This is a genomic window from Natribaculum luteum (assembly GCF_023008545.1).
In the GTDB taxonomy this organism is placed as follows: Archaea; Halobacteriota; Halobacteria; order Halobacteriales; family Natrialbaceae; genus Natribaculum; species Natribaculum luteum.
In genome coordinates this window covers 3,410,547-3,435,801 of sequence record NZ_CP095397.1, presented here as the reverse complement: position 1 = coordinate 3,435,801, position 25,255 = coordinate 3,410,547, and the positions used below count along the sequence as shown (strand labels likewise).

Below are 25,255 nucleotides of genomic sequence, written 5' to 3'. Positions count from 1 at the left end.
GCCGTCTCGGCGTCGCCGTCGGACGGGACACGAATCACATGATCGGCTGATAGTACGGGATCGACGGGTGTGGAAGCGGAATTCCCAGCACCGCCAGACCGTGCTGGAGCGGGATATACCCGAGGACGATGAACACCACGCCGAGCACGCGGTGGAGTCGCATCCGGGTTTCGACGCTGACCGACTGGAAGAACGTGCCGTACAGGAACAGCGACGGGATCGTCCCGGCCCCGAGTGCGGCGAGCGAGACGACGCCGCCGGTCGGCGATCCCTGGACGAACGCGTAGAGGAACGCCGGATAGAGGAGCGGACACGGGAGCAGGCCGTGTACCGCCCCGAGTCCTGCGATCCGACCGTCGCCGACCCAGGCGTCGACGCGGGCGAGCAGCCACGCCTGTACCCGGCCGAGCGCCGATCCGACCAGCGGGATGCTCACCGAACCGCCGAGGACGCCGCGACCGAGGAGGTAGTGGACGCCCATCGCGATTATCACCGCCCCGACGAGCAGTCCGGCGAGCGCGTGGACCTCGGCGACGACCGTGACGACGTCGCGAGGCGTCACGAACACGAGCGAGCCCGCCAGCCCGAAGAGGCCGCCGAGGATCGCGTAACTCGCCGTCCGGCCGAGGTTGAACAGGGCGTGCTGGCGAACCGCTCGAACCGTCACGACGTCGCGTCTCGAGTCGTTGCCCTCGCGCAGTCGGTCGGCGTACGTCGTCACCAGCGGACCACACATGCCCAGACAGTGTGCCCCGCCGAACAGCCCGATCAGGAAGAACACGGCAGGGCCGAACGTCTGCGCGCCGATCGAGGGGTCGACGTCGGGCGTGACGCACGTCTCGAGTGGAACGATCATTCCCAGTTCGACAGGACCGTTTCGATGTCGTCGATCATCCTGTCGATGTCCGGCCGTTCGCTCGTGTAGGCGCGTTCGACGTAGTCGTCGGGGTTAGACAGGAACGTAAGCGTGTTGTGGGAGAACTCGTAGCCTTCGACCTCGCTGTCTTTCTGGAACGCGATGCCGAGTTTCTCGTCGACGACGGCTCTCGCCTCCTCGACTTCCTCGGGTAGCAGGTAGTGCCAGTTGCCCGCCTCGAGGTCGACGCGCATTATCTCCGCGTTCTCCCGGAGTTTCGCTGGCGTGTCGCGTTCCGGATCGAACGAGATCGCGAGGAAGGTGACGTCGTCGACGAGGTCGCGATCGATCGTCTCGGCCTGGAGGCCGGCGAGGGTACTGATCAACGAGACGCACTCGGCTGGACAGAACGTGTAAAATGCCGTCGTGATCAGACACTGGTCCTCGAGTTCGGTAGTGTCGATCGTCGTCTCGGCGAGCGGATCGGGAAGCGAGAAGTCGGGAAACGCCTGGCCGTAAGCGGGGTAGGCGAGGTCTTCGCTGTCGGCCAGCTGGTCCTCTTGTGGCCCGAGGACCACGTTCTCGGTGCCGTCGTCGCCGACGAGCGAGGTGAGACAGCCGCTCGCGGCCACGGCTCCGCCGGCAGCTCCCAGGCGAAGGAACGTACGTCGCTGCATTTGTTGCCGGCTAGGGACGGGCGACTCAAGAGGCGTCTGGTACATCTCTCGAACGGGCGGACCGTTCGGCGTTCACACCAGACGCGCTTTACGACTGCAGCGCCAAAGACGGGTATGACTCGAGAGAGAGCTCGTGCGGGTACCGGACCGACGAGACGGGACGTTCTCGTCGCGACGGGAGTGGCTGGAGTGGCCGCCCTCGCCGGCTGTCTCGGCGGCGACGACGCCCCTGAGCCGGTGTCGCTCGACGACGAGCAGGTCTGTGACGAGTGTGGGATGGTCATCGAGCACCATCCCGGTCCCGTAGGGCAGGCGTTCTACGACGAGGACCTGCCCGAGGGACGAGACGGCCCGGCGTGGTTCTGCAGCGGAACCTGCACGTACACCTGGGTGTTCGGCCAGGAAGACCGCGGTCACGAACCGACGATCATCTACGCGACGGACTACTCGATCGTCGACTGGGAACTGTCCGGGGAAGACGGCGTGACGTTCATCTCCGCACACCTCGAGGCCGAAAATCAGGTCGACGTCACCGACATCACGATGGTCGTCGGAAGCGACGTCCACGGCGCGATGGGCGAGGAGTTGATCGGGTTCTCGGACCGCGACGACGCCGAGTCGTTCGCCAACGAGCACGGCGGCGAACTCGTCACCCACGATCAGGTCACGCGCGAACTGATCGACAGCCTCGGCGGGATGTGACTCGCCGAAGACGAGGTCCGACGTGGCGTTTCGTACGCGCCGGACTCTATCGGGGTTCCACACCTAACAGACGGTCGTGACCGCTCTCGTGGCGGAATTCGTCCGGGTCGAAAGGCCGCGCCGTCCGCCGATGTGCCTCGTAGACCTCGTTCGCCCACGTACGTGCCTCGGGTGATGCCGTATCGATCACGGCCTCGAGTTGCGCAGAGTCGCGATCGTGGCCACAGATGCCGATCCGCTCGTCCATGATGTTGAGTCCGCACCGATCGTCGTCGGGTAACTCGTCGTGGAGCAGTATCGTGCAGTTCTCGCAGGCGAAGGCCTCGGCGGTCAGCTCCGCGTTCCACGCCACGATCGCGCTGAGGATCTGTGGCGCGTAGAGGTACTCCGCCTCCATCCCGTCGACGATACGCCGACAGAACACCTCGAGGTTGCCGGACTTGTAGAGCGTGGTTCCAAAGCCACGAATCGTATCGGTCGACTCGAGCAACTTCGTGACGCGTTCGACGGGCTGGTACGGATACTGCGGCCCCGGATGGGCGACGACGGCATCGGCGAACAGGCCGACCGAGAATCCTTCCATCTCGTGTGGGAGCCACTGCCAGACGTCTCGCAACGTTCGCGCCGTCCCCATCCCCCGTCGCAGTTCGACGAATCGGTCGGTGACGAACTCACCGAGCAGCGTCAGTTCGTAGCGTCGACCGTCGCGAACGATCCACTCGCGTTCCTCGAGGTCGCGAATGATCCGCCCGACCGTCGGATTCGAGGCACCGGTCGCAGCGCACAGCTCGCGACGATCTCGAGGCGCCTCGCGTAGCGTCTCGAGTACCGCGACTCGGTGGCCCGACCGCGCCAAAAATTCGACGTCGCGAATTTCATTGGTCATTGGTGCCAATACGCTCGGACGGCTAATAGGTCCTCCACCTCGGAGGAGACGTCCGTGTCAAGAACAGCGAGAGAGACTAGCAGTAGTAGATCCAGAACCTGTGTCCGTCGGAACAGTGGGCGGTGGTGTACTCGCCGAAGGCCGCGACGTACGGTCGCACGCGTAACTCGGCCTGATGGTCCGACACGGACACGGTCGTCTGTTGGCCACACGTCGGGCAAGCAACGTCGACGTCTCGAGGCTGCTCGCTCGACGACGGGCGCTCCGTCTCGTTACGCATCGTCGGTCATTTTGGTCTGCATATGCTCGAGGACGGTCGTGTGTTCGTCCTGTGGGCTAAAGAGGACGATCTCGGTATCCTCGTCAGCTCGAACGGTGTGTCCGGGCGGCCAGTAGAAGAGATCGCCGGCCACGTCGGTTTCCTCGGTGCCGTCCGTATAGCCGACGGTGAGCTCTCCTTCCAGGACGTATCCCCAGTGTGGACACTGGCACGCGTCGTCTTCGAGACCTTCGAGGAGTTGTGTGATGTCCGTCCCGGCGGTCAGCGTAAAATATTCTCCGCTGAGTTCACCGTACTCTCGTGTGGTTCCGAACCCGGTCTGTTGACGAGCGACGGCAGCCGGGGTGTCGATTTTCGCTGGTATCGTATCTTTTGCTTGATGCATCGGTGTCACCCGGTTCTGATCGGGAGATCGACCCACTACGCGAGTGACTCACGACGCCGCACGATCGAGGGGCGTCTCGGTGGCGGCGCCACTCGACGCGTTGGCCGACGTCGATCCCTGCCGACCAGTACCGTATCGAACGCCCCCCGCGAACGTGTACTCATCCGGTGAAACGTTTCACCGGGTGAAATCGCCATGGCGGTTCAGCGACTCGTAACACGACAGCGTGTATCAAGAAATATATTTCCAGGTTCGCTCTGTGTGCATATGAACCAGGTTTTCGTCGAGTTACTGCAGGACAACGCAGAACACGCGAGCCAGTTTCAGTCCCGATTCGATGACGTCCAGGACTCTCAGCGACCGGACGTGGTCACCGTCTGTTGCTCCGACTCCCGTGTTCTCCAGGACCGGATGTGGGAAAACGACCAGCCGGGACGGATCTTCACCTGCGGCAACATCGGAAACCGCGTCGTCCAGCGGACCGACGCCGGAGACGTCGTCTCCGGAGACGTCCTTTACCCGGTCGAGCACACGGAAACAGACACGATCGTCGTCGTCGGACACACCGGCTGTGGGGCCGTTACGGCGACCTACGACGACCTGACCGGCGGCATCTCCGAACCCGCCGGCATCGAACACTGCCTCGAGTTGCTGAAGCCATACCTCGAGGACGGCGTCGACGCACTCCCGTCGGACGTGAGTCGAACAGAGGCGATAAACAGGCTCGTCGAGTACAACGTCGACAGACAGGTCGAGTTCCTCGAGGAGAGCGACGACGTCCCACAGCACGTCGACGTCGTCGGCGTCGTGTACGATTTCCAGGACGTGTACGGAGACCGTCGCGGCGAAGTCCACGTGATCAACGTCGGCGGCGAAACCGACGTCGAGACGCTCCGAGACGAACACCCCGCGATCGACTCGAGGATCGACCGACTCTGGGAGTATTGACCGTCACAACGGCGGTCGTACCCGTTCCCGATGGATGTCGGTCGCGCCACCCAGCTGCTTGCCAGTCAAGTACCAAACCTGCGACCGCTGGACAGCCTCTCCCAGTCTCCCGTGTCGGTGTTACGCCAGGAACGGCTCGAGTTCCGCGAGTGTCGCGTCGGGCGCTTCCTCCATCACGAAGTGGCCACATGGCAATCCCCGTCCGCGGACCGACGTCGCCCACTCTTCCCAGACTTCCAGCGGATCGAAATCGACGGTCCCCGAGGCGTCGCCCCACAGCGCCAGCACCGGACACTCGATTCGGTCGCCAGCCGCGCGCGAGGACAGATCGTGTTCGAGGTCGACGCTCAGCCCGGCCCGGTAGTCTTCGCAACTCGCCCGGATGACGCGTTCGTCCTCGAAACAGCGTTGGTACTCGGCTATCGCCTCTGGATCGAGGTGGTCGGGATACGCTGCCCAGTTGTCTATCAAGTGGTCGACGTAGAAAGCCGGCTCGTTGGCGAGCAACGTCTCCGGGATCGGATGTGGCTGGGCCAGGAACAGCCAGTGATACATCGCGTAGGCGTATTCGTAGTCCATTCGTTCGACCGTTTCGAGCGTCGGGATGATGTCGAGCACCGCCAGCTTCTCCACCCGATCCGGATGGTCGAGTGCGAATCGGTAGCCGACGCGAGCGCCGCGGTCGTGGCCGACGATACGATACTCATCAAATCCCATCGATGTCATGACTGCGACCATATCCTCGGCCATCTCCCGATTGGTGTACTGTCTCGTCTCGGGATCGGACGGCCCTCTACTGTCGCCGTATCCGCGGAGGTCGGGCGTCACGACCGTGTAGTTCTCGGCCAACTCCGGTGCGATCTTGTGCCAGTTCACGTGCGTCTGCGGGTATCCGTGAAGCAACAGCAACGGGGGGCCGTCACCGCCCTGGCGGAGATGAATTTCTGCCTGACCGACGTCGATACGCGTCTCCTCGAAGCCCTCAAACATACCGAACGACCCACTCGTGAGTTACTAAAGGTTGGTACGCGCTCACAAATGCGTTCGATTCGTGGATATCCACACCGTCCAGTGAGACCAGTTTGAGAACCAAGCAGGGCGCTGAGTCCCGTCTTCGAGGAGCGAACGAGCAAAAGCCGACTCGTACGCGTGTACCGTCCGGATCGGGCCGCTGTCGGAAGCGCCCACGAGTGCGGTGACGCCCTCGACTGTGACCGCCGCGCCGAACCCGCGCTCGTCGCTGTCGAGTTCGAGAGTTACCCGTCTGTGCCAGATCTCGTCTGCCCGTTCGGACGCACACACGACATCCGGACCAATCCCGAGACGGACACGAATTCGGTCATCCAGTCGGGATTCAAAACAGGTCGGTGAGCTCCGATCGGTCCGAGAGCATCGACTGGTCGAGGGAGAGTCGTTCGAGTCCCGCGTCTCGAGCCGCGGCCACCACGTCCTCGTACTCTTCCCGGGTGATCCGGCGGTTGATCTCCTCGTAGACGTCCTCGGTTCTGGCCCTGTAATACGGCTGGTACTGGGCCATGAGATCCACGAACGTCCGCTCGGAGATCTCCTCGGCGACGAACTCGACGATCCGTTTCGCGTCTGCGACGTGATTCGGCATCACGAGGTGGCGCACGAGGAGGCCGCCGGTCGCCAGCCCGGTGTCGTCTATCCGAAGGTCACCCACCTGCCGGTGCATCTCCTCGAGCGAGTCAGTGACGTTCGACCAGTAATTCGGGGCTTTCGAGTACGTCGCCGCCGACTCGTCGTCGGCCCACTTCACGTCCGGCATGTAGACGTCGACGATCCCCTCGAGTTGCTCGATAATCTCCCGCCGCTCGTAGCCGCCGCAGTTCCACACGATCGGGAGGTCGAGGCCACGATCCCTCGCGATCTTGACCGCCTCCACGAGGTGTGGTGAGTGATGGGTCGGCGAGACGAAGTTGACGTTGTGACAGCCCCGTGTCTCGAGTTCGAGGGCCATCTCGGCGATCTCTGCGGCCGTGGCGGGGTCGCCGTCGGCCTCGTGGCTGGTCTCGAAGTTCTGGCAGAACACGCACTTCATGTTGCAGTTCGCGAGAAAGATCGTACCGCTCCCGTTGTGACCCCGCAGGCAGTCTTCCTCGCCGAAGTGCGGGAAGTACGAGGAGACGTAGGCAGTGTCGTCGACCTGGCACGTCCCTTCCCGTCCGGCGGTCCGATCGACGTGACACTCGTAGGCACAGAGGTCGCAGTCGGCGTACCGCTCCCGGAGGTCGTCGATCCGCCGGTCGAAGGTGTCGTCGGACAACTGCCGATAGTTCGGCGTCGGATTGGTGGGTTCGACGCTCATGGACAACCCTCGTGACGAGATGGCATACCTCTGTCGTCGGGAGGCTCGTCGATGGTGCCCCGAGGAAACTGGACTCGGTACTCGCAACCGGTCGTAGACGAGCGAAAACGAACTGGAGAGCCGTCGACCGCGGACGGTACGATCGATCGCGACGATCGACCGACGCGGAGGTCGTCCGGCCAGTGCGAGGTGACGAGATCGGCGGCAGCGATTTCGGCGGCCTCGGGTGCCTCGAGTCGGCGCTGGCCCGCCCTCAGTACGGGACGAGGACCAGCGCCACCGCGAGAAACGGCGTCAGCAGGAGCATCATCGCGATCGCGTAGCCGAACATCTCGCGCGCTTTGATGCCGGTGATCGCGAGCAGCGGGAGCGCCCAGAACGGGTTGAACAGGTTGGTGTGTGCGTCGCCGACGGCGTAGGCGATCGTGGCCTGGCCGAACGGGACGCCGAGTTCCTCGGCGGCGCCGAGGACCGAGGGGCCGACGACGATCCACTCGCCGCCGCCGGAGGGGACGAACAGGTTGACGATCGCGCCCGCGAGCCAGGCGACGATCGGGAACGTCTCGGGCGTCGAGATCGCGAACAGCCCCTCGGCGATCGACTCGGAGAGCCCGGAGGCGTTCATCATCCCCTGGATGCCAGCGAAGAACGGGAACAGCAGGATGATTCCCGCCGCGGCCTCGGCGGCTTCGCCGAACCGCTCGCGGTAGACCGCCGGTCGGAGGTAGATCAACAGGCCGGCAAACAGGAACGCAAAGTTCACCAGGTCGAGATTCCAGCCGTCGAGACCCTGCGTCGCGAGCGTGTAGCCGACGACGGCCACGCCGCCGGCAGCGATCAGGAAGCCGAGCAGTTTGCTGTTGTCGATCGTCTCGGCGGGCATCCGGGTCGTCCGCTCGCCGGCACCGCCGTCGGCCGCGACGCCGGTCTGGCCGACGGTGCCGGCGTCGGCCAACTGCTCGTCCGGGACGAACTCCCCGATCCCGCGGGCACGCCCGGAACCGGGGGCGAGAAGGGCGAGCATCACCGCCGCGAACGCGATCGACAGGACCGTCAGTGCGAGCGCGTACGGGCTAAAGATCGTCGCGCTCGCGGGGACGATCCCGTCGACGACTCCCGCCTCGACGAAGTCGTTTCCGGGCGTGTTGAGAACCAGCGGTGCCGACGCCGACAGCCCCCAGTGCCAGGTCAGGCCGAGGCCCATGTAGCCGGCGACACACAGCAGCGGATAGTGGACGTCGATGCCGTTTTGGCGCGCAGTCTTGCCCATCTCGCGGGCGAAGATCGCCCCGAGGATGAGGCTAAAGCCCCAGTGGATCCACGCGATCGCCATCGAGAACACGCCGACGAGGACGACCGCCTGCCGGCCGTCGCTCGGTATCCGGGTCAGTCGCACGAGGAGGTCGTTCACGCGCGGGTGGTAGGCGATGACAAATCCCGTCATCAGGATGAGGGTCATCTGCATTGCGAACGCGAGGAACGCCCAGAAGCCGTCGTACCAGAACAGCACCATCTCGCCAGGTCCAGCCCCCTCGAGAACGACCCCCGCGACGAAGACCACGTACGAGAGGATGATCGCGAACAGGAACGGACTCGGCATCCACCGCTCGACGACGTCCGCGAGTCGCTTCCCCATTCGCTCGAATATCCCCGCTTCCGACAGCGGACCGTCCGGCCGACCGCCGTCCGATCCAGATTCATCGTTGCGTGCTGCCATAGCCCATGCGACTCGCTGACCTATATTAAATATTTATGTTATCTGGACCGTACCGAAGTGCGAAACCATGGGACTCGAGCACGACGTCTACTACGGCTGGGTCGTCGTCGGTGCCTGTTTCGTCGGCTCGTTCGTCGTCTTCGGCGTCTCCTACTCGTTCGGCGTGTTCCTCGAGCCGCTGATCGCCGAGTTCGGCCTCTCTCGCGGCGTCACGTCGCTCGTGTTCTCGGTGCAGACGCTCGTGCTCTACGTCGGGGCGGCACTGCTCGGCGGACTCGCGGATCGGTACGGGGTACGACGGCTGATGGCGGTCGGCGTCGCTCTCTTCGGCGTCGGGTTGCTGTGGACGAGCCGTGCGACCTCGCCGACGGCGCTCGTCGCCGCCTACGGCGTCGTCGCCGCGCTCGGCCTGGGGCTCGTCTACGTCGTCTCCTACGCGACGATTCCGCGGTGGTTCGGCCGCCGTCGAGGGTTCGCAAGCGGCGTCGCCACCTCCGGACTGGGGATCGGCATGGTCGTGATCGCGCCGGTCGCGACGACCCTGATCACCCGGCACGGCTGGCGCGAGGCCTACCTCGCGCTCGTCGGCGTGATGGTGGCCGCGCTCGCGCTGGCGACCGTCGTCGTCGCGGACAGCCCGCGCAGTCGCGGCGTCGATCCGACGCTCGAGTTTCCTCACGCCGACTCGTCGTCGCGACGGGCCACGAGAAGCTGGCGCGAGCAACTTCGAGAGGTGATAGACGTCGCGACTAGCCCCGCGTTCCTGCTCGTGTTCGCGGGCTGGATCCTGATCTTCGGGACGCTCTACGTGACGTTCGTCCATCTGGTCGCCCACGCGACCGACCTCGGGATGAGCGAACGGACCGGCGCGCTCGCACTCGCCGCGATCGGCGCGGCGACGACCGTGGCACGGCTGGCGATCGGGTTCGCGTCCGACCGCGTCGGGCGTGTGCGGACGTTCGTGACGTGTTCGGTCGGCATGAGCGTGGCGACGCTCGCGTTGCCAGCCCTCTCGAGTCCGCCCGGCCTGTTCGCGTTCGCGGTCGTCTTCGGCACAGCTTACGGCGGAAACGGTGCGTTGCTCTCGCCGCTTTCGGCCGATCTGTTCGGCACGGAGAACGCGAACGCCGTCTTCGGACTCGTCTCGCTGTCGTTCGCCGTCTCGGGACTCGTCGCGCCGCCGCTTGCGGGACTTAGCTACGATTACCTGGGGACGTACACGCCGGCGTTCACCGTCGCAGGCGTCCTGGGACTGCTTGGTGCAGGCTGTGTCGCTGCCGCCGGCCGACTCGCACGGGACGAGTGAGCCGTCTACGTCGCCTCCTCGAGTGCCTCTAACGCTGCCGGATTCTCGAGACTCGAGAGATCACCCAGGTCCTCACCGGTGTAGGCGGCCTCGATGGCCCGACGGATGATCTTGCCCGACTGGGTCTTGGGGAACTCGTCGACGAAGAGGATCTCGCGGGGGCGGAACGGTTTGCCGTGTTCCTCACCGATCTGCTCGCGCAGTTCCTCGCGGAGTTCGTCGGATTCCTCCGCGCCCTCCTCCAGGATGACGTAGGCGACGACCGCGGTCCCCGTCGTGTCGTCGGGAACGCCGACGGCGGCGGCCTGGTTGACCGACTCGTGGTCGATCAGCACGCCCTCGATCTCGGCGGGGCCGACCTTCCGTCCCGCGACGTTCAGGGCGTCGTCAGCCCGGCCGTGGAGGAACCAGAAGCCGTCCTCGTCCTTCTGGGCCCAGTCGCCGTGGTCCCAGAGATTCTCCCAGGAAGACCAGTACTCCTCGAGGTAGCGTTCGTCGCCGCTCCACAGCGACTTGGTCATCGAGGGACAGGAGTCACGCGCGACGAGGAAGCCACGTTCGTGCGTGTCGACGATCGACTCGCCCGAGGAGTCGACGATGTCGATGTCCATGCCCAGTCCGGGGCCGCCGAGCGTGCAGGGCTTGAGCGGCTCGGTCGGCATCGGCATCAGGAAACAGCCACAGATCTCCGTCCCGCCGGAGATGTTGACGATCGGTGCCTCGCTCCCGCCGACGTTCTCGTAGAACCACAGCCAGGACTCGGGGTCCCACGGCTCGCCGGTCGAGCCGAGGATCCGCAGACTCGAGAGGTCGTGGCCCTCGAGCCACTCGTTTCCGTGTTTTCGCAGCGCGCGGATGGCGGTGGGCGAGATGCCAAACTGGGTAATCGCGTGGCGGTCGATCATCTCCCAGAACCGGTCGGGCTGTGGGTAGTCGGGCGCGCCCTCGTACATGAAGACGGTGCCGCCGAAGGTGTGGTTCCCGATGAGCGTCCAGGGACCCATCATCCAGCCGATGTCCGACACCCAGAAAAAACGGTCGGCTGGCTTGACGTCGAAGCCGAAATGCAGTTCCTTGGCACACTGCATCAGCGCGCCCGCGTGCGTGTGGACGATTCCCTTCGGCTTGCCCGTCGTCCCCGAGGAGTACAGCAGCATCGACTCCTGGTCCGACGGCAGGGACTTCGTCTCGTAGTCGTCGTCTCGAGACTCGACCGCGTCGTCCCACCACTCGTCGCGCTCGTCGGTCCAGGGCACCTCGACGTCAGAGTCGTCGTCACTGGCACCCAGCCGGTCGAAGACGATCGTGTGCTCGACGTGACCTGCCTCCTCGATCGCCTCGTCGGCCGCGTCCTTGAGGACGACGGGGTCGCCCCGGCGGTAGAAGCCGTCGCCGGTAAAGAGCACCGAACACTCGCTGTCCTCGATCCGGGTCGCGGTGGCCTCGACGCCGAACCCCGAGAAGATCGGCACCGCGATCGCACCGACCTTGAAACAGCCATAGAGGATCGAGACGACCTCGGGCACCATCGGCATGTAGAGTCCGACGGTGTCGCCCGTCTCGATGCCGCGCTTCTCGAGTGCGTTCGCGACTCTGTTGGCCTGACGGTGGAGTTCGTGGTAGGTCACCTCCCGGATCTCCCCGTCTTCGCCCTCCCAGATCGTGGCGACCCTGTTGCGCGTCTCCGACTCGAGGTCGGCGTGTCGGTCGAGGACGTTGTGCGCGACGTTGATCTCACCGCCGGGGTACCAGTCGGTGAACTTCGGGCCCTCGCTATCGTCGCGAACGGCGTCGTACTCCTCGTAGAACTCGACGTCGAGGTAGTCGACCAGTTCGTCCCAGAACCAGTCGACGCCGCTCTCCCCGTCGCCGAGGTCCGTCGTGGTCCGTTCGATCAGTTCGTCGTAGTCGTCGATGCCGTGCTCCTCCATGAACGCGTAGACGTTCGTCGACTCGACGAACTCCCGGGACGGCTCGTGGACCACCTCGTCGATCAGCTCGTGTTCCATGGTCACTGTCACGTTTTATCCTCACATACAAAGAACGTTCCGTCCAGCGATCACACGCGATCGGACGCCACCGCTCGAGCACGAGTTCGCTCCGAGAGCGTCGCCGTCGACGCCGTTCCGTCGTGCTGTGGTCCCCGCGCTTGGTCCCCGCGCTGTTTCCTCCCACAAACGCTTTTGGCCGCGGATCGCCTACCTCGAATCATGTACGTGCGGGACGCGAAAAACAGAGAGGAGGTCTGGCTTCTCGAGCAGATCGAGGCGATGGGGCTCGACGACACGGCGTTCCGCTCGCGCGACTACGTCGTCGCGATCGACGAAGACTCCGGTGCGAAAGCGGGCTTTGGCCGCATCCGCATCCACAAAGTCGACGACGGCGACGACGTCTGCGAGTTGACGAGCATCGGCGTCCTCGAGAACTGGCGCGGCCAGGGCGTCGGCGCACACGTCATCGAACGCTTGCTCGAGTACGCCGGCGACGAGAGATTCGAGCACGTCTACGCGCTCACGAGCGAGACGCGGTACCTCGCGCAGTTTGGCTTCCGGCGCATCGACGAGTCACAGTTGCCGGAGCCACTCGCCGAACGCCTCGAGGAGAAACGCGAACGGACGGATCCAGAGGCGGTTCCCGCTCGCATCGAGGTGGGGCGGTTCCGGATGCCCGAGCAGCTCCGCGAGGCGTTCAAACGGGCGAGCGAGCACGACGACGGAGAAGACGACGACGAGACGCCCGAGGACTTCGGAATCGACCCGGAGACGGCGACCTACAAGTACGACACTGGCAGGTAGCCGTCCCGACGCCGTTACTGCCCGCCGTCACCCGTCGCCGGACGGTCGCCGACTCCAGTTCGAAACGCGATCCAGCCGAGGACGGTGAAAAAGAGGATCGGCGGCAGAATCGCGAACGCCCACAGCGGGTCCATCCCCCACCCGAGCAGCGCCGCGAGATTCACGAGGCCGACGGCGAGAAACGGCGAGACGAAAAGTGCGGCTCGTCGACGGTTCGTCGCCTCGCTCTCCGTTGGCAGCGGCGTGGTCACGTCCACTCCCTCGACGGACAAACGCAAAAACGTCCGGGCACGTACTGGTGACTGTCGTGACCGACGATACCTCCACGGCTGACGATTCGAAGGCGGCCGACTCGAGCGACGACCGCGTGCGCGTCTGGCTCGTCGAGCGCACGTACTCCGACGACGAACTCAACATCGTCATCCTCGTCTACGCGACCGAGGACGGCGAGCGCTATCACCGTCGCGAGCGCGCGCTTACGAGTTTCACTGGCGCGACGCGGGAGACGAAAGCGAGTCTGCTCGTCCCACGTAACTCGCTCGGTACCGTCGACGATCCCGAGACGCGAGCGCAGTACGCAGCCGAAGCCTCGAGGGTGGCGGCGAAACACGACCCCGACGACGCGATCTGATCGCCTCCTCGAGGGGGAGAACATTTCTTCGATACGTAGTTGTATTCTCCTCGAATCGCAGGATAGCGGGTGCTCGACAACGTTTAAAATGGCCCGGACCTTCGCTTTCGATAATGTTCGATTCCGACGAGCTCGAGGAAATCCGCGAGGGGAAAGAGGAGTGGGAACGCGAGCAAGTCGAGCCGGTCGTCGAACGCTTCGGCGAGCGCAAGGAGACGTTCACGACGGACACGGGTGGCCAGGAGGTCGATCGGCTCTACACGCCGGCGGACGTGGAAGACGTCGAGTACCAGGAGGACCTCGGGTTCCCCGGCGAGGAGCCGTACACCCGCGGGGTGTACTCGACGGGCTATCGCGGCCGGCTGTGGACGATGCGCCAGTACGCCGGCTTCTCGACGCCCGAAGACACCAACGAGCGCTACCACTACCTGCTCGACCAGGGCCAGACCGGCCTCTCGATGGCCTTCGACCTGCCGACCCAGATGGGCTACGACTCCGACGCCGACATGTCTGCGGGTGAGGTCGGCCGCGCTGGCGTCGCGATCGACTCGCTCGAAGACATGGAGACCGTCTTCGACGGCATCCCGCTCGACGAGGTGTCGACGTCGATGACGATCAACGCGCCCGCGTCCGTCTTACTCGCGATGTACATCGCTGTCGGCGACCGCCAGGGCGTCGACCGCGAGGAACTGCGCGGGACGATCCAGAACGACCTGCTCAAGGAGTACATCGCCCGTAACACCTACATCTACCCGCCGGAGCCGTCGATGCGGATCATCACGGACATCTTCGAGTTCTGCGCCGAGGAGACGCCGAAGTTCAACACGATCTCGATCTCGGGGTATCACATCCGCGAGGCCGGTTCGACCGCAGCCCAGGAACTCGCATTCACGCTCGGTAACGGCATCGAGTACGTCGAGGCTGCCATCGACGCCGGACTCGACGTCGACGACTTCGCTCCGCAACTGTCTTTCTTCTTCAACGGCCACAACAACATCTTCGAGGAGGTCGCGAAGTTCCGCGCCGCCCGTCGGATGTGGCACGACATCATGGACGAACGCTTCGACGCCGACGACCCGAAGTCGAAGCAACTCAAGTTCCACACCCAGACTGCGGGCTCGACGCTGACCGCCCAGCAGATCGAGAACAACGTCGTCCGCGTCGCCTACCAGGCGCTCGCCGCGGTTCTTGGCGGCACCCAGAGCCTGCACACCAACGGGAAAGACGAAGCGCTCGCCTTGCCGACCGAGGAGTCCGTCCGCACCGCCCTGCGTACCCAGCAGATCCTCGCCCACGAGTCCGGCGCGGCCGACACCATCGACCCGCTTGCCGGAAGCTACTACGTCGAGAGCCTCACCGACGAGGTCGAACAGGAGGCCTACGACCTCCTGGAACAGGTCGACGAGAAAGGCGGCATGCTCGAGGCCGTCGAACAGCAGTGGGTCCAGCGACAGATCCAGGACACCGCCTTCGACCGCCAGCGCGAGATCGAAGAGCGAGAGCGGATCATCGTCGGCGTCAACGAGTTCGAGGTCGACGAGGAACCGGAGATGGACATCGAGGAAGTCACCGAGGAGGACGAACAGCGCCAGATCGACCGCCTCGAGTCCGTCCGGGCGGACCGCGACAGCGAAGAAGCCGAGGCGAAACTCGAGGCGCTGCGCGAGGCGGCCCGCGGCGACGACAACCTCATGCCGCACATCGTCGACGCGGTGAAGGCGTACGCGACCGTCGGCGAGATCTGTAACGTCCTGCGCGAGGAGTTCGGCGAGTACCAGCCGGGCAGCGCGATCTGATACGGTCTGCTGTAACTGTGTCTTGGGACAGCCACAGGACGGTCCGCGGTTGCCCCGGTACTTGACCTACAGCGGCCCGTATGAGGGTCGACCGATCGGCGACGGCCCGTCTCCGGCGTCGACTCGAGTAGTCGTCGATTTTCTCTCCGAGCGACGGCGAACGTCACTCCGAGCGACGCAAGCGGGCGACGGCGAGTGGCCCGTGGCCACAAGCATAATTACACGAACGTTCCCAGACTACGACAACAATGTACAACATCGAACAAACCCGCTTTGGCTATCAGATCACGTTCGCGGGGAATATGGACGAGGCCGAACTCCAGGAGTGGATCACGGATTCCCGTTCGGTACTCGAGTCGTCGCCGGAGAAGTTCGGCATACTCGTCGACATGCGAGAGCTCCAGTTGCTCGACGACGACGAACAGGAGCTGATGCGGGAGGGCCAGCAGCTCTACAGGGAAACGGGGATGATCCGGTCTGCCGTCGTCCTCGAGTCGGCGGTGTTAACCCTGCAGTTCCGGCGTCTCGCCAAGGAATCCGGCATCTACGACTGGGAACGGTACATCAACGCGAGTGACGAGCCGAACTGGCGGGAACACGCCGAGGAGTGGTTGATCGAAGGCGTCGATCCCGATTACCGCCGGTAGTCGACGGAGCGACGCAGCCGTACAGGGCACGGCGCTAGCCAAGAGCACAAGAATAACGCCCCAGCGCCGCACACGTCGAACCGATGCACTTCGATCACGCAGGCGTCGCGACCGACGACGCGGCGACACTCGCCGAACGGTTCGCCGACCTCTTCGAACTCGAGATCGCCCACGAGGAGGAGTTCGATGGGATGCGCGTCGTCTTCCTCGACACCGGCAACGGCTACGTCGAACTGCTCGAGCCCCTCGAGGACGGCACCATCGCCCGGTACCTCGAGAACAACGGCCCCGGCATCCACCACCTCGCGCTGGCGACCGACGACATCGAGGGTGCACTCGAGCGGGCACGGGAGCTGGGCGTCGAGCTGGTCGACGAGGAGCCCCGTCCCGGCGCGTGGGGCCACACCGTCGCGTTCTTGCACCCGAAGTCGACGGGCGGCATCCTGGTGGAGTTCGTCGAGCACTGACGACCGGTGGCGGCGCGAGTCGTCACCCGTTTTCACTGCCGTTCGTCCGGCAGTATCAGTTACAGTCGGTCCCCGTTCTCGACCGCGAGTGCGACTCGAGGCCGTCCTCACGGAGGACGATCACCGTCTCCGCGTGACCGCAGTCGGCCGGCGATCGCTCGAGTTGCGTCATCGTGGTCGAGCCGCCGGACTCGACGACCAACTCGTGGCGTCCCCCGGCGGCCACGGCGACCTCGAGGTAGGCGTCGGCCGGCACGCCCAGTGACTTCTCGAGGGCGGTCTCGTCGTCCCGACGAACCGTCAGCGAGAGCGAGCGGTCCCCGTCGCCGGCGTTCCAGATGGTGGCGACGTGTGGGTCGTCCCCGGCGTCGCCGACCTCGTAGCGTTCGATCGGGTCGTCGTCGCTCGAGTCGACTTCGGGCGGCGTCTCGCGCTCACCATCCCCGGACGGTCCAGCGTCGTCCCCGGACGATCCGGCGTCGTCCCCGGACGGTCCAGCGTCGTCCCCGGACGATCCGGCGTCGACGACCGCCCCGAGACAGCCGGCGAGTCCACCGAGTGCGACGACGCCGCCGACGCGAGCGATCAGGTTGCGGCGTTTCATATTCACGCCGACAGTACCGAGACGTAAATGTTATTTTTCAGTCGGTGACGACGGTCTCGGTCGCCGATACGTTCGCATCCGCTCGCGGCGAGCGGTCGAGCCACTCGAGGACGGCCTCGGTCAGTCGGTCTCGAGCCGTTCGGTCGTCGATCGTCGCGGGATCGTCGCCGCCCTGGTCGCCGTAGGCGCCGAACTGGGCGTGGTTCATGCCAGCGATTTCGACGATCCAGGTGTTCTGACCGAGCAGTTCGCGGTTCGCGCGCTCCGTTTCGCGGTCGATTACGCCGTCGGCGGTCCCCTGCACCGAGAGGACGGGAATGCCGCTGCCCCGGAGGTCGTCGCCGTCGTCGCAGTACGCCGCGAGCAAGAGCAGACCGTCGGCCCGATCGGGGTTCTCGGAGGCGTATCGACAGGCCATCGAACCGCCCAGCGAGTGCCCGCCGACGATCCAGCGGTCGACGCTCGGATAGTCGGCCATCGTCTCGTCGGCGGCGTCGACGTCGAGGACGGCGAGGTTCAGCGGCATCTCGGGCACGACGAGCACGACGTCGCGCTCGGCGACGACCGGGGCGAGCGTCCACGCGTAGCTCTCGGGGTCGACCCTGGCCCCCGGGTAGACGACGATCCCGACCGTCTCGTCGGTAACTGGACCGCCAGAGAGGATCACGTCCCCGCCCGCCCGCTCGAGTCGGACGTCCTCGCGGGCGTCGATCGCTTCGAGGCGGTCGGGATCGCCGCGGTACGGCGTCTCGAGGTAGACGACGCCACCGACGACGGCGAGGACGACGAGGACGGCGATCGCGAGCGCGACGGCTCGTCGACGGCGGAAAACGGCGGCGACTGCTGTGTCGACGGACGGCACGTCACCCGAAGTTCTCGATCAGCGCGTCGTCGGGGTCGCCGCCTGCCTCCTCGATCGCGTCGGCGACGGCCTCGACGAAGTCGCTGAATCCGAAGACGTAGAACTGGCCGTCCTCGAGGCGCTCGCCGACGGCGGCGGCGAGCCGTTCGTCGTCGCCCTCGTCGACGACGGTGACGTCCGCGCCTGCGTCCTCGAGGGCCTCGAGTCGAGTCCGATGGGCAGGTTCGTCGTCCTGGTAGACGACGGCGGCGTCGTAACCGGCCTCGCGGGCAGCCTCCGCGATCGCCACTGCGGGGCCGACACCGGGACCGCCCGCGACCGCGACGACGTCGGCGTCTCGCTCGTAGGTGATCCGTCCGAACGGCCCCTCGATCCCGACCGTCTCGCCGCCCTCGAGGCTGGCGAGCCACGGCGACAGGTCGCCCTCCGGATCGACGCCAACCGTGATCTCGAACGCCTCCCCGACCGACGGCGACGAGAGCGTGTAGTGGCGCGTCACCTCCTCGCCGTCGACTTCGGCACCGAGCAAGACGAACTGACCGGGGAGCGCATCGAACTCCTCGGGTGTGGTCAACTCGAGTGCGACCGTATCCGTACCGACCTCGCGAACCGTCTCGACGGTGACTTCGGTTCCGTCCATGTCGCGGGGGTTCGTCCGGTGCCCTGAAAGGCGTTCCTTTCGGAGCTGTGCTCTTTCAAACTCCTTTATTAACTATAGTTATTGTAAATACGGTCAGAAATACTGGCCGTAAGAAGGGCTTTCAGAAGCCTTTTCATTTATCACGGGCAAGTTCGCCACGATATGGCTGAGGACCTTAACTGGGCAGTCGGAGGCGAGGCTGGCGACGGCATCGACTCCACGGGGAAAATCTTCGCCCAGGCACTTAGCAGGGCTGGACGACACGTATTCACGTCGAAAGACTTCGCGTCTCGAATTCGCGGCGGCTACACCGCCTACAAGATTCGGACGTCCGTCGACAGGGTCCAGAGCGTCGTCGACCGACTCGACATTCTGGTCGCGTTGACCCAGCGAACTATCGACGAGAATCTAGACGAGCTTCACGACGGGAGTGCCATCATCTACGACGGCGAACGCTCCTGGGAGGCCGAGATTCCCGACGAGATGACTGCAGTCGACGTTCCGCTGAAGTCGCTGGCCGAAGACGCGGGTGGCGCGATCATGCGCAACATCGTCGCACTCGGTGCCGCCTGCGAGATCACCGGCTTCGACGTCGAGTACCTGGACGAAGCACTCGAGAAGCGCTTTGGCGGCAAGGGATCGAAGATCGTCGAGAACAACAAGAAGGCCGCACGCCTCGGACAGGAGTACGTCCAGGAGAACTACGACCTCGATCACCTCGGCTACAACCTCGAGACCACGGACAACGACTACGTCCTGCTCAACGGCAACGAGGCGATTGGGATGGGCGCACTCGCCGCTGGCTGCCGGTTCTACGCCGGTTACCCGATCACGCCCGCGACGTCAATCATGGAGTACCTGACGGGGCGTATCGAAGAGTACGGCGGTCACGTCGTCCAGGCCGAAGACGAGTTGTCGGCGATCAACATGTCGCTCGGTGCCGCACGCGCCGGCGCTCGCTCGATGACCGCGACCTCGGGTGCCGGGATCGACCTCATGACCGAGACGTTCGGCCTGGTCGCGACCAGCGAGACGCCGCTTGTCATCTGTGACGTCCAGCGGTCCGGCCCCTCGACTGGGATGCCGACGAAGCAGGAACAGGGCGACCTCAACATGGCGCTGTACGGCGGCCACGGCGAAGTCCCACGGTTCGTCGTCACCCCCACCTCGATCGACGAGTGTTTCTGGAAGACCGTCGAGGCGTTCAACTACGCCGAGAAGTACCAGACGCCGGTGTTCCTCGTCTCCGACCTGGCGATGTCGGTCACCGAGCAGACGTTCCCGCCGGAGACGTTCGACATGGACGACGTCGAGATCGACCGCGGCAACCTCGTCGACGAAGACGAAGTCGAGGAGTGGCTCGACGACCAGGGTCGTTTCCGCGCCCACGCCGCGACCGACGACGGCGTCAGCCCGCGTGCGATTCCGGGAACGACCGACGGCGCACACATGAGCACCGGTCTCGAGCACGACGAGCTCGGCCGCCGAACCGAGGACACGGAGGTTCGCGTCGAGCAGGTCGACAAGCGCAACCGCAAGGTCGAAACCGCCAAAGAACGCGAAGACTGGGACTACCGCGAGTTCGGTGACGCCGACGCCGACACGCTCGTCGTCTCGTGGGGCTCGAACGAGGGCGCACTGGTCGAAGCCCTCGACTACCTCGAGGAAGACGGCGTCGACGTTCGCGTCCTCTCCGTACCCTACATCTTCCCGCGGCCCGACCTGAGCGAGGAGATCGAAGCCGCAGACGACGTGATCGTCGTCGAGTGTAACGCCACCGGCCAGTTCGCCGACCTGATCGAGCACGACACGCTTACCCGCGTCAAGCGCATCAACAAGTACACCGGCGTCCGCTTCAAGGCGGACGAACTCGCGGAGAAAATCAAGCAGAAACTCACGGAGGAGGTTCCAGCATGAGTTCGGAAGTACGATTCACCGACTTCAAGTCCGACAAGCAGCCGACGTGGTGCCCCGGATGTGGGGACTTCGGCACGATGAACGGCATGATGAAAGCCCTCGCCGAAACCGGCAACGATCCCGACAACACGTTCGTCGTCGCCGGGATCGGCTGCTCGGGGAAGATCGGGACCTACATGCACAGCTACGCGCTGCACGGGGTCCACGGTCGCGCTCTGCCAGTTGGCACGGGCGTCAAGCTTGCCCGACCCGACCTCGAGGTCATGGTCGCCGGTGGCGACGGCGACGGCTACTCGATCGGCTCGGGGCACTTCATCCACGCCGTTCGACGCAACGTCGACATGACCTACGTCGTCATGGACAACCGCATCTACGGCCTCACGAAGGGGCAGGCCTCGCCGACCTCGCGTTCTGACTTCGAAACCTCGACTACCCCGGAAGGTCCGAAACAGCCCCCGGTCAACCCCCACGCGCTCGCACTCGCGGCCGGGGCGACGTTCATCGCCCAGTCCTTTAGCTCCGACGCGCTGCGCCACCAGGAGATCATCCAGGAGGCAATCGAGCACGATGGCTTTGGCTTCGTGAACGTCTACTCGCCGTGTGTCACGTTCAACGACGTCGACACCTACGACTACTTCCGCGACACGCTGGTCGACCTCGAGGAAGAGGGCCACGACCCGACCGACTACGACGCCGCAAAGGAGGTCATCCTCGACGCCGACAAGGAGTATCAGGGCGTCATCTACAAAGACGAAAACTCCGTGCCCTACAGCGAACAGCACGGTGTCGACGCCAACATGTCCGAGATTCCCGACGGCGCACCCGAGAACGCGATGGATCTCGTCCGCGAGTTCTACTGAGCAACCGTCGTCTCTCTCACCCTCTCTTTCTCACCCGTCATCTCTCGCAGTTTTGCGCCGACGAGCGACGCTGCACCAGCATCCGCTCGTGGGCCCCATATAAAACAGTTCAATATACAGCGTAACGCTCACTCGGCAACGGTCGCTACTACTACTTGCAGGTCTCACGGGCAACCGGATACGGAACGTACCTGCATCAGGGTCGGAATTCCGTCCGGCGTGGGCAGCCGGACGGGCACTGTGGTGGTTTCTCCCCTCCCCTCTTTCGAGGCACTGTGAATCTCGAGCAGTGCGTTCGAACGCTGCTTAACAACTGAAACGATTTACACGCTGTGGGCAGGTATGCAATGACTTTCAGTGGCTACGATCGTTCTCCTCGAGTGCACGTGACTGGCCGCAAGCAGATGCCAGACCCGTCCGCCTACGTCTGGACGTCGCGACCGCCGCGGTCGGCGACGAGCGACTGCACGAGCGTCGACTCGACGGCGTTGAGCCGCTGTGAGACCGCCGACCGCGAGACGCCGAGTCGATCCGCGAGTTCCTCGAGGTCGGTCTCGCGCGGCCGGTCGTAGTAGCCAAGTTCGACCGCCAGTTCGACCGCCTCGCGTTGCTTTTCGGTGATCGCGGTCGCGTCGAGTTCGACGCTGCCGCCGTCGTCGCCGAGACGGGAGATGCGCTTGAGGTCGACGCTCGCGCCCGTCTCGCGAAGTGCCGAGACGACGTCACCGAGGAGGGCCCGTTCGGGGACGACGAGCGAGACGCGCAGTGCGCCGTCCCGGACGCCTTCGAGGTCGAAGACGCACTCGAACTGCCTGATCGCCGCACAGGCACACGACTCGTCGACCGACGTCGAGACGTACTCCGTTTGCGTCGTCGTCCCGTCGGCGACGGTAACCTCGTTCTGACACGTCTGGCCGCCGCCGTCGCCGCCGCCCGTAATCGTCTGCGAGACCGCAGACGCGTTCGGGGTCTCGCGGGCGACCGGGCACTGGACGCTTTCGGGCAGTTCGACCTCGAGGATCGCGCGCAACGGCGTCGGCTCGTGGCGAGAATCGGTCGACGGACGCGACTCGGCGCTCATACTCGAGGTATGTCCGGCCAGCCACATAAGGACGAGTGTCACTCGAGGACAGGCGTCACGAGATCGGTTCCCACTGGCGTTTCGCGGTCCGACCGATCATACGGACTACGGTACGTTATTTCCGGTGCAACCGCGACCACCCTGCGGTTGCACCGGTACATCGGTACAGCAGACCGTCTCACTCGAGCGGGTGCTCGATCGACTCCATCAGTACCTCGAGGTCGACGCCCTCGTCGGGGAGCATCTCCGGGTGGCCGCCGAGGAGGACGAGCAGGTCGCCGTCGTGGTCGAACGCCGCGAGCAGGACGGCGACCTCGATCTCCTGGCCCTCGAGGTCGGTCGTCGCGAGGAAGCGGTCGACGTCTCTCGTCTCGCCGAGGATCTCGAGTTCGATCGTCTCGTCGTGACGGACGTCGCGTAACCCGTCGTAGGTCCCGTCGATCTGCTCGCGAAGCTGGTCGAGCAGTTCCTCGTTGTCCAGTTCCGAGAGGGGGTTGTAGTCCGTCCCGAGGACGTCCATGCCGGGTACCGAGACGGCGGCGAAGGTGGCCGCCTCCTGAGCCGTCCCCTGGATCTCGACGGCTTTGGTGTAGATCGATCGCCAGTAGGAGGCGGAAATCTCCCGCGTGACGCCGACGTCGACTTCCTCGCGGTACGTTTCGTTCGTCGACTCGTGCTCTTCGTACCCCGTCTCCGAGAGTACCTCCTCGGTCGGGGCGACTCGAGACGCGTGAAACTCGAGCGGTTCGTTCCCGAGGACGACACCGAGACAGCCCGCCGAAAGCGCGAGTGCCCCGGTCGCGCCGGCGGCGAGTAGCGATCGTCGTGATCTCATTGCGTGAGTAATAAGCCGGCCGCGGTATATTCTTTCCGAACCTAACAATATGATTAGAACACTGTCACGATCGCGGATATCCACGATCGAAACACAGCAAAGTTATCGGGGTCGCCACCACGAGTTCAGGTATGGCGGAATTTTCAGATCGGATCGAGCAGGTGTCGATCAGCGGCATTCGCGAAGTGTTCGAAGCCGCGAGCGAAGACGCGATCAACCTCGGGATCGGCCAGCCGGACTTTCCGACGCCCGCACACGCCCGTCGGGCCGCAATCGAGGCGATCGAATCCGGGCGGACCGACGCGTACACGTCGAACAAGGGTACTCGCGGCCTTCGCGAGGCCATCTCGGCGAAGTACGACCGCGACTACGGACTCGAGGTCGATCCCGGCGACGTCATCGCCACTGCGGGCGGTAGCGAAGCCTTGCACATCGCACTCGAGGCGCACGTCGACCCCGGCGAGGAAGTGATCTTCCCGGATCCGGGCTTCGTCTCCTACGACGCGCTGACCCGGATCGCGGGCGGGACGCCGAAACCGGTGGGGCTTCGCGAGGACCTGACGATGGACCCCGCGACGGTCGAGGAGGCGATCACCGACGAGACGGCGGCGTTCGTCGTCAACAGCCCGGCGAACCCGACGGGTGCCGTCCAGAGCGAAGAAGACATGCGGGAGTTCGCCCGGATCGCGGACGAACACGACGTGCTCTGTGTCTCCGACGAGGTGTACGAACACATCGTCTTCGACGGCGAGCACCACTCGCCGATGGCGTTCGCCCAGACGGACAACGTCGTCGTCATCAGTGCCTGCTCGAAGACCTACTCGATGACCGGGTGGCGACTCGGCTGGGTGATCGGTTCGAACCGCCGCATCGAACGGATGCTGCGGGTCCACCAGTACGCCCAGGCCTGTGCCAGCGCGCCGGCGCAGTACGCCGCCGAGGCGGCGCTGTCGGGCCCCCAGGAGCCCGTCGACGAGATGGTCGCCGCCTTCCAGAAGCGTCGCGACGTCGTCCTCGACGGGCTCGAGGACGCCGGTCTCGAGGTGCCGACGCCGGAGGGTGCGTTCTACGCGATGCCGAAGGTTCCTGAGGGCTGGTGTGACGAGGTGCTCGCGCGGGACGTCGTCGTCGTCCCCGGCGAAGCGTTCGGCGCGAACGGCGAGGGGTACGCCCGCCTTTCGTACGCGACAGGTATGGAAGACCTGAAGGAAGCACTCGAGATCATCGACGAGGCGACGCAGGCGGTGCAGTAGTCTCGCTCCACGACGTCGAGACAGTCGCCGACTCGAGGTGGGCCGCGCCGCTCGGTGCCCGGCCGTGTCACCCCCAGAGGTATATTCTTCGACGACGTAGGATCTTTGACGATCGATCATGATAGATACACATAGCCGCGAACTGGGCATCGAGTTCGGCGACCTCGAGACGAAACTGCGCGAACAGACGTACCCGATCGAGACCGAAGACCTCCTCGAGCAGTGTGGCGAGGATACCGTCGAACTCCAGAACGGCTCCGAGACGTTACGCGAGATGCTCGGCTTGCTGCCCGAAGAGACCTACGAGTCCGTCGAGGAGACACGGGAGGCGATCTTCAACGCCGTCGACAGCAAGGCGATCGGGCGTCGGTACTACTCCGACCGGACGCCGCCGGCGAACGGCGAACGACGCGAGGACGCGCAGTTGTCGTTCTGACGGCGGCCGATCACTCCTCCAGAATGTGCGCACACAGCGCCCGCGCCGCCTCGAGGTGTTCGTCCACCTCGTCGTGGCCGGTCTCGTCGGCCGACTCGAGCAGGTGTGCGACCTGGTCGACGCGCTTTTTCGTCGTCGCCTCGTCGAGGTCGCTCGTCGCGGCGTCGCGCGCGACGGCTTCGGCCTCGCCGAGCCAGCGGTTCGTCCGGGGATCGATCGGGAGTTCGGCGGTCGCCTCGAGATGACGGCAGAGCGCTTCAGTCCGTTCCTCGAGCGAGCGGTCGGTGTCGTCGTCGGTCACGGCAGTTCGTAGGCGCGCGAAGGAGGTGGTCGTTGCGGTGGGTA

The 25,255-nt window shown here is 64.9% G+C and carries 28 protein-coding genes; 12 read left to right on the top strand and 16 right to left on the bottom strand.

Annotation, left to right across the window (positions count from 1 at the left end; genetic code table 11):
* Positions 1 to 34: 34 nt before the first annotated feature.
* A complete protein-coding gene (locus tag MU558_RS17690) occupies positions 35 to 856 on the bottom strand; it encodes a sulfite exporter TauE/SafE family protein (RefSeq protein ID WP_246970161.1) in 822 nt (273 codons plus the stop codon).
* The gene (locus MU558_RS17685) at positions 853 to 1,533 is read right to left on the bottom strand and encodes an SCO family protein (RefSeq protein WP_246970158.1); all 681 of its coding nucleotides are present in this window, start codon (positions 1,531 to 1,533) and stop codon (positions 853 to 855) included. Before MU558_RS17685 ends, MU558_RS17690 begins: the two co-directional genes overlap by 4 nt.
* A 114-nt stretch (positions 1,534 to 1,647) precedes the next feature.
* Between MU558_RS17685 and MU558_RS17680 the strand changes: the two genes are divergently transcribed.
* Positions 1,648 to 2,235, top strand: a complete 588-nt coding sequence (locus MU558_RS17680) for a nitrous oxide reductase accessory protein NosL (RefSeq protein WP_246970155.1) — start codon at positions 1,648 to 1,650, stop codon at positions 2,233 to 2,235.
* A 46-nt stretch (positions 2,236 to 2,281) separates the two neighbouring features.
* Here MU558_RS17680 and MU558_RS17675 read toward each other — a convergent pair whose 3' ends face one another.
* The 3 genes from MU558_RS17675 to MU558_RS17665 all read right to left on the bottom strand — a co-directional run bounded on the left by MU558_RS17675 (position 2,282) and on the right by MU558_RS17665 (position 3,786).
* Complete coding sequence (locus MU558_RS17675) at positions 2,282 to 3,121, bottom strand: helix-turn-helix transcriptional regulator (RefSeq protein ID WP_246970152.1); 840 nt, start codon at positions 3,119 to 3,121, stop codon at positions 2,282 to 2,284.
* Positions 3,122 to 3,197: 76 nt separating this feature from the next.
* Positions 3,198 to 3,401, bottom strand: a complete 204-nt coding sequence (locus MU558_RS17670; RefSeq protein ID WP_246970149.1) for a hypothetical protein — start codon at positions 3,399 to 3,401, stop codon at positions 3,198 to 3,200.
* Complete coding sequence (locus MU558_RS17665) at positions 3,394 to 3,786, bottom strand: cupin domain-containing protein (RefSeq protein WP_246970146.1); 393 nt, start codon at positions 3,784 to 3,786, stop codon at positions 3,394 to 3,396. The genes MU558_RS17670 and MU558_RS17665 overlap by 8 nt, the downstream gene beginning before the upstream one ends.
* A gap of 267 nt (positions 3,787 to 4,053) precedes the next feature.
* On the opposite strand from MU558_RS17665, the gene MU558_RS17660 reads away from it, so the two are divergent.
* On the top strand, positions 4,054 to 4,734 hold the full coding sequence (locus MU558_RS17660; RefSeq protein ID WP_246970131.1) for a carbonic anhydrase: 681 nt from the start codon (positions 4,054 to 4,056) through the stop codon (positions 4,732 to 4,734).
* A 120-nt stretch (positions 4,735 to 4,854) separates the two neighbouring features.
* Here the strand turns inward: MU558_RS17660 and MU558_RS17655 are convergent, their stop codons facing one another.
* The 3 genes from MU558_RS17655 to MU558_RS17645 all read right to left on the bottom strand — a co-directional run bounded on the left by MU558_RS17655 (position 4,855) and on the right by MU558_RS17645 (position 8,663).
* Positions 4,855 to 5,724, bottom strand: coding sequence for an alpha/beta fold hydrolase (locus MU558_RS17655; RefSeq protein WP_246970115.1), 870 nt, complete (start codon positions 5,722 to 5,724; stop codon positions 4,855 to 4,857).
* 364 nt (positions 5,725 to 6,088) lie between these two features.
* On the bottom strand, positions 6,089 to 7,063 hold the full coding sequence (locus tag MU558_RS17650) for a radical SAM protein (RefSeq protein WP_246970112.1): 975 nt from the start codon (positions 7,061 to 7,063) through the stop codon (positions 6,089 to 6,091).
* 253 nt (positions 7,064 to 7,316) lie between these two features.
* Positions 7,317 to 8,663 (bottom strand): short-chain fatty acid transporter, encoded by a 1,347-nt coding sequence (locus MU558_RS17645; RefSeq protein ID WP_377071384.1) that lies wholly within the window; start codon positions 8,661 to 8,663, stop codon positions 7,317 to 7,319.
* Positions 8,664 to 8,847: 184 nt separating this feature from the next.
* Here MU558_RS17645 and MU558_RS17640 point away from each other — a divergent pair, with 184 nt between their 5' ends.
* Positions 8,848 to 10,086 carry an MFS transporter gene (locus tag MU558_RS17640; RefSeq protein WP_246970109.1) on the top strand — a complete coding sequence of 413 codons (1,239 nt, stop codon included), beginning with the start codon at positions 8,848 to 8,850 and terminating at the stop codon, positions 10,084 to 10,086.
* A 5-nt stretch (positions 10,087 to 10,091) separates the two neighbouring features.
* Here MU558_RS17640 and MU558_RS17635 read toward each other — a convergent pair whose 3' ends face one another.
* Positions 10,092 to 12,095 carry an AMP-binding protein gene (locus tag MU558_RS17635; RefSeq protein WP_246970106.1) on the bottom strand — a complete coding sequence of 668 codons (2,004 nt, stop codon included), beginning with the start codon at positions 12,093 to 12,095 and terminating at the stop codon, positions 10,092 to 10,094.
* Between the two features lie 201 nt (positions 12,096 to 12,296).
* On the opposite strand from MU558_RS17635, the gene MU558_RS17630 reads away from it, so the two are divergent.
* On the top strand, positions 12,297 to 12,881 hold the full coding sequence (locus MU558_RS17630) for a GNAT family N-acetyltransferase (RefSeq protein ID WP_246970103.1): 585 nt from the start codon (positions 12,297 to 12,299) through the stop codon (positions 12,879 to 12,881).
* A 14-nt stretch (positions 12,882 to 12,895) separates the two neighbouring features.
* Here the strand turns inward: MU558_RS17630 and MU558_RS17625 are convergent, their stop codons facing one another.
* Positions 12,896 to 13,132 (bottom strand): DUF8142 family protein, encoded by a 237-nt coding sequence (locus tag MU558_RS17625; protein WP_246970085.1) that lies wholly within the window; start codon positions 13,130 to 13,132, stop codon positions 12,896 to 12,898.
* Positions 13,133 to 13,188: 56 nt separating this feature from the next.
* Here MU558_RS17625 and MU558_RS17620 point away from each other — a divergent pair, with 56 nt between their 5' ends.
* From MU558_RS17620 to mce, 4 genes are all read left to right on the top strand, one after another.
* Positions 13,189 to 13,512 (top strand): DUF7967 family protein, encoded by a 324-nt coding sequence (locus MU558_RS17620; RefSeq protein ID WP_246970082.1) that lies wholly within the window; start codon positions 13,189 to 13,191, stop codon positions 13,510 to 13,512.
* A 113-nt stretch (positions 13,513 to 13,625) separates the two neighbouring features.
* Positions 13,626 to 15,308, top strand: coding sequence for an acyl-CoA mutase large subunit family protein (locus MU558_RS17615; RefSeq protein ID WP_246970079.1), 1,683 nt, complete (start codon positions 13,626 to 13,628; stop codon positions 15,306 to 15,308).
* Positions 15,309 to 15,556: 248 nt separating this feature from the next.
* Complete coding sequence (locus tag MU558_RS17610) at positions 15,557 to 15,955, top strand: hypothetical protein (protein ID WP_246970076.1); 399 nt, start codon at positions 15,557 to 15,559, stop codon at positions 15,953 to 15,955.
* An 83-nt stretch (positions 15,956 to 16,038) separates the two neighbouring features.
* The gene (mce, locus tag MU558_RS17605) at positions 16,039 to 16,422 is read left to right on the top strand and encodes a methylmalonyl-CoA epimerase (protein ID WP_246970073.1); all 384 of its coding nucleotides are present in this window, start codon (positions 16,039 to 16,041) and stop codon (positions 16,420 to 16,422) included.
* A gap of 55 nt (positions 16,423 to 16,477) precedes the next feature.
* On the opposite strand, the gene MU558_RS17600 is transcribed toward mce, so the two are convergent.
* From MU558_RS17600 to MU558_RS17590, 3 genes are read right to left on the bottom strand one after another with little or no spacing between them, the layout of a single operon-like run.
* Positions 16,478 to 17,026 (bottom strand): Ig-like domain-containing protein, encoded by a 549-nt coding sequence (locus MU558_RS17600; RefSeq protein ID WP_246970070.1) that lies wholly within the window; start codon positions 17,024 to 17,026, stop codon positions 16,478 to 16,480.
* Positions 17,027 to 17,063: 37 nt separating this feature from the next.
* Positions 17,064 to 17,888 carry an alpha/beta hydrolase gene (locus MU558_RS17595; protein ID WP_246970067.1) on the bottom strand — a complete coding sequence of 275 codons (825 nt, stop codon included), beginning with the start codon at positions 17,886 to 17,888 and terminating at the stop codon, positions 17,064 to 17,066.
* Position 17,889: 1 nt separating this feature from the next.
* Positions 17,890 to 18,528 (bottom strand): FAD-dependent oxidoreductase, encoded by a 639-nt coding sequence (locus tag MU558_RS17590; protein WP_246970064.1) that lies wholly within the window; start codon positions 18,526 to 18,528, stop codon positions 17,890 to 17,892.
* A gap of 162 nt (positions 18,529 to 18,690) precedes the next feature.
* Here MU558_RS17590 and MU558_RS17585 point away from each other — a divergent pair, with 162 nt between their 5' ends.
* Complete coding sequence (locus MU558_RS17585; RefSeq protein WP_246970049.1) at positions 18,691 to 20,445, top strand: 2-oxoacid:acceptor oxidoreductase subunit alpha; 1,755 nt, start codon at positions 18,691 to 18,693, stop codon at positions 20,443 to 20,445.
* On the top strand, positions 20,442 to 21,305 hold the full coding sequence (locus MU558_RS17580) for a 2-oxoacid:ferredoxin oxidoreductase subunit beta (RefSeq protein ID WP_246970046.1): 864 nt from the start codon (positions 20,442 to 20,444) through the stop codon (positions 21,303 to 21,305). The genes MU558_RS17585 and MU558_RS17580 overlap by 4 nt, the downstream gene beginning before the upstream one ends.
* Positions 21,306 to 21,726: 421 nt before the next feature.
* Here MU558_RS17580 and MU558_RS17575 read toward each other — a convergent pair whose 3' ends face one another.
* Together MU558_RS17575 and MU558_RS17570 are read right to left on the bottom strand one after the other, a co-directional pair.
* On the bottom strand, positions 21,727 to 22,386 hold the full coding sequence (locus tag MU558_RS17575) for a helix-turn-helix domain-containing protein (RefSeq protein WP_246970044.1): 660 nt from the start codon (positions 22,384 to 22,386) through the stop codon (positions 21,727 to 21,729).
* Positions 22,387 to 22,564: 178 nt separating this feature from the next.
* Positions 22,565 to 23,221, bottom strand: a complete 657-nt coding sequence (locus MU558_RS17570; RefSeq protein WP_246970041.1) for a DUF6517 family protein — start codon at positions 23,219 to 23,221, stop codon at positions 22,565 to 22,567.
* A gap of 131 nt (positions 23,222 to 23,352) precedes the next feature.
* On the opposite strand from MU558_RS17570, the gene MU558_RS17565 reads away from it, so the two are divergent.
* Both MU558_RS17565 and MU558_RS17560 read left to right on the top strand, forming a co-directional pair.
* Positions 23,353 to 24,474: a pyridoxal phosphate-dependent aminotransferase gene (locus tag MU558_RS17565; protein ID WP_246970038.1), complete on the top strand. Its 1,122-nt coding sequence runs from the start codon at positions 23,353 to 23,355 to the stop codon at positions 24,472 to 24,474.
* Positions 24,475 to 24,592: 118 nt separating this feature from the next.
* On the top strand, positions 24,593 to 24,910 hold the full coding sequence (locus tag MU558_RS17560) for a DUF5789 family protein (RefSeq protein WP_246970035.1): 318 nt from the start codon (positions 24,593 to 24,595) through the stop codon (positions 24,908 to 24,910).
* 10 nt (positions 24,911 to 24,920) lie between these two features.
* On the opposite strand, the gene MU558_RS17555 is transcribed toward MU558_RS17560, so the two are convergent.
* Positions 24,921 to 25,211 carry a DUF8152 family protein gene (locus MU558_RS17555; protein ID WP_246970032.1) on the bottom strand — a complete coding sequence of 97 codons (291 nt, stop codon included), beginning with the start codon at positions 25,209 to 25,211 and terminating at the stop codon, positions 24,921 to 24,923.
* Positions 25,212 to 25,255 lie beyond the last annotated feature (44 nt).

What these genes read in the sequence shown, in the direction of transcription:
- MU558_RS17690 (WP_246970161.1), bottom strand. Translation starts at nt 856, where the DNA reads ATGATCGTTCCACTCGAGACGTGCGTCACGCCCGACGTCGACCCCTCG.
- MU558_RS17685 (WP_246970158.1), bottom strand. Translation starts at nt 1,533, where the DNA reads ATGCAGCGACGTACGTTCCTTCGCCTGGGAGCTGCCGGCGGAGCCGTG.
- MU558_RS17680 (WP_246970155.1), top strand. Translation starts at nt 1,648, where the DNA reads ATGACTCGAGAGAGAGCTCGTGCGGGTACCGGACCGACGAGACGGGAC.
- MU558_RS17675 (WP_246970152.1), bottom strand. Translation starts at nt 3,121, where the DNA reads ATGACCAATGAAATTCGCGACGTCGAATTTTTGGCGCGGTCGGGCCAC.
- MU558_RS17670 (WP_246970149.1), bottom strand. Translation starts at nt 3,401, where the DNA reads ATGCGTAACGAGACGGAGCGCCCGTCGTCGAGCGAGCAGCCTCGAGAC.
- MU558_RS17665 (WP_246970146.1), bottom strand. Translation starts at nt 3,786, where the DNA reads ATGCATCAAGCAAAAGATACGATACCAGCGAAAATCGACACCCCGGCT.
- MU558_RS17660 (WP_246970131.1), top strand. Translation starts at nt 4,054, where the DNA reads ATGAACCAGGTTTTCGTCGAGTTACTGCAGGACAACGCAGAACACGCG.
- MU558_RS17655 (WP_246970115.1), bottom strand. Translation starts at nt 5,724, where the DNA reads ATGTTTGAGGGCTTCGAGGAGACGCGTATCGACGTCGGTCAGGCAGAA.
- MU558_RS17650 (WP_246970112.1), bottom strand. Translation starts at nt 7,063, where the DNA reads ATGAGCGTCGAACCCACCAATCCGACGCCGAACTATCGGCAGTTGTCC.
- MU558_RS17645 (WP_377071384.1), bottom strand. Translation starts at nt 8,663, where the DNA reads ATGCCGAGTCCGTTCCTGTTCGCGATCATCCTCTCGTACGTGGTCTTC.
- MU558_RS17640 (WP_246970109.1), top strand. Translation starts at nt 8,848, where the DNA reads ATGGGACTCGAGCACGACGTCTACTACGGCTGGGTCGTCGTCGGTGCC.
- MU558_RS17635 (WP_246970106.1), bottom strand. Translation starts at nt 12,095, where the DNA reads ATGGAACACGAGCTGATCGACGAGGTGGTCCACGAGCCGTCCCGGGAG.
- MU558_RS17630 (WP_246970103.1), top strand. Translation starts at nt 12,297, where the DNA reads ATGTACGTGCGGGACGCGAAAAACAGAGAGGAGGTCTGGCTTCTCGAG.
- MU558_RS17615 (WP_246970079.1), top strand. Translation starts at nt 13,626, where the DNA reads ATGTTCGATTCCGACGAGCTCGAGGAAATCCGCGAGGGGAAAGAGGAG.
- MU558_RS17610 (WP_246970076.1), top strand. Translation starts at nt 15,557, where the DNA reads ATGTACAACATCGAACAAACCCGCTTTGGCTATCAGATCACGTTCGCG.
- mce (WP_246970073.1), top strand. Translation starts at nt 16,039, where the DNA reads ATGCACTTCGATCACGCAGGCGTCGCGACCGACGACGCGGCGACACTC.
- MU558_RS17600 (WP_246970070.1), bottom strand. Translation starts at nt 17,026, where the DNA reads ATGAAACGCCGCAACCTGATCGCTCGCGTCGGCGGCGTCGTCGCACTC.
- MU558_RS17590 (WP_246970064.1), bottom strand. Translation starts at nt 18,528, where the DNA reads ATGGACGGAACCGAAGTCACCGTCGAGACGGTTCGCGAGGTCGGTACG.
- MU558_RS17585 (WP_246970049.1), top strand. Translation starts at nt 18,691, where the DNA reads ATGGCTGAGGACCTTAACTGGGCAGTCGGAGGCGAGGCTGGCGACGGC.
- MU558_RS17580 (WP_246970046.1), top strand. Translation starts at nt 20,442, where the DNA reads ATGAGTTCGGAAGTACGATTCACCGACTTCAAGTCCGACAAGCAGCCG.
- MU558_RS17575 (WP_246970044.1), bottom strand. Translation starts at nt 22,386, where the DNA reads ATGAGCGCCGAGTCGCGTCCGTCGACCGATTCTCGCCACGAGCCGACG.
- MU558_RS17570 (WP_246970041.1), bottom strand. Translation starts at nt 23,221, where the DNA reads ATGAGATCACGACGATCGCTACTCGCCGCCGGCGCGACCGGGGCACTC.
- MU558_RS17565 (WP_246970038.1), top strand. Translation starts at nt 23,353, where the DNA reads ATGGCGGAATTTTCAGATCGGATCGAGCAGGTGTCGATCAGCGGCATT.
- MU558_RS17560 (WP_246970035.1), top strand. Translation starts at nt 24,593, where the DNA reads ATGATAGATACACATAGCCGCGAACTGGGCATCGAGTTCGGCGACCTC.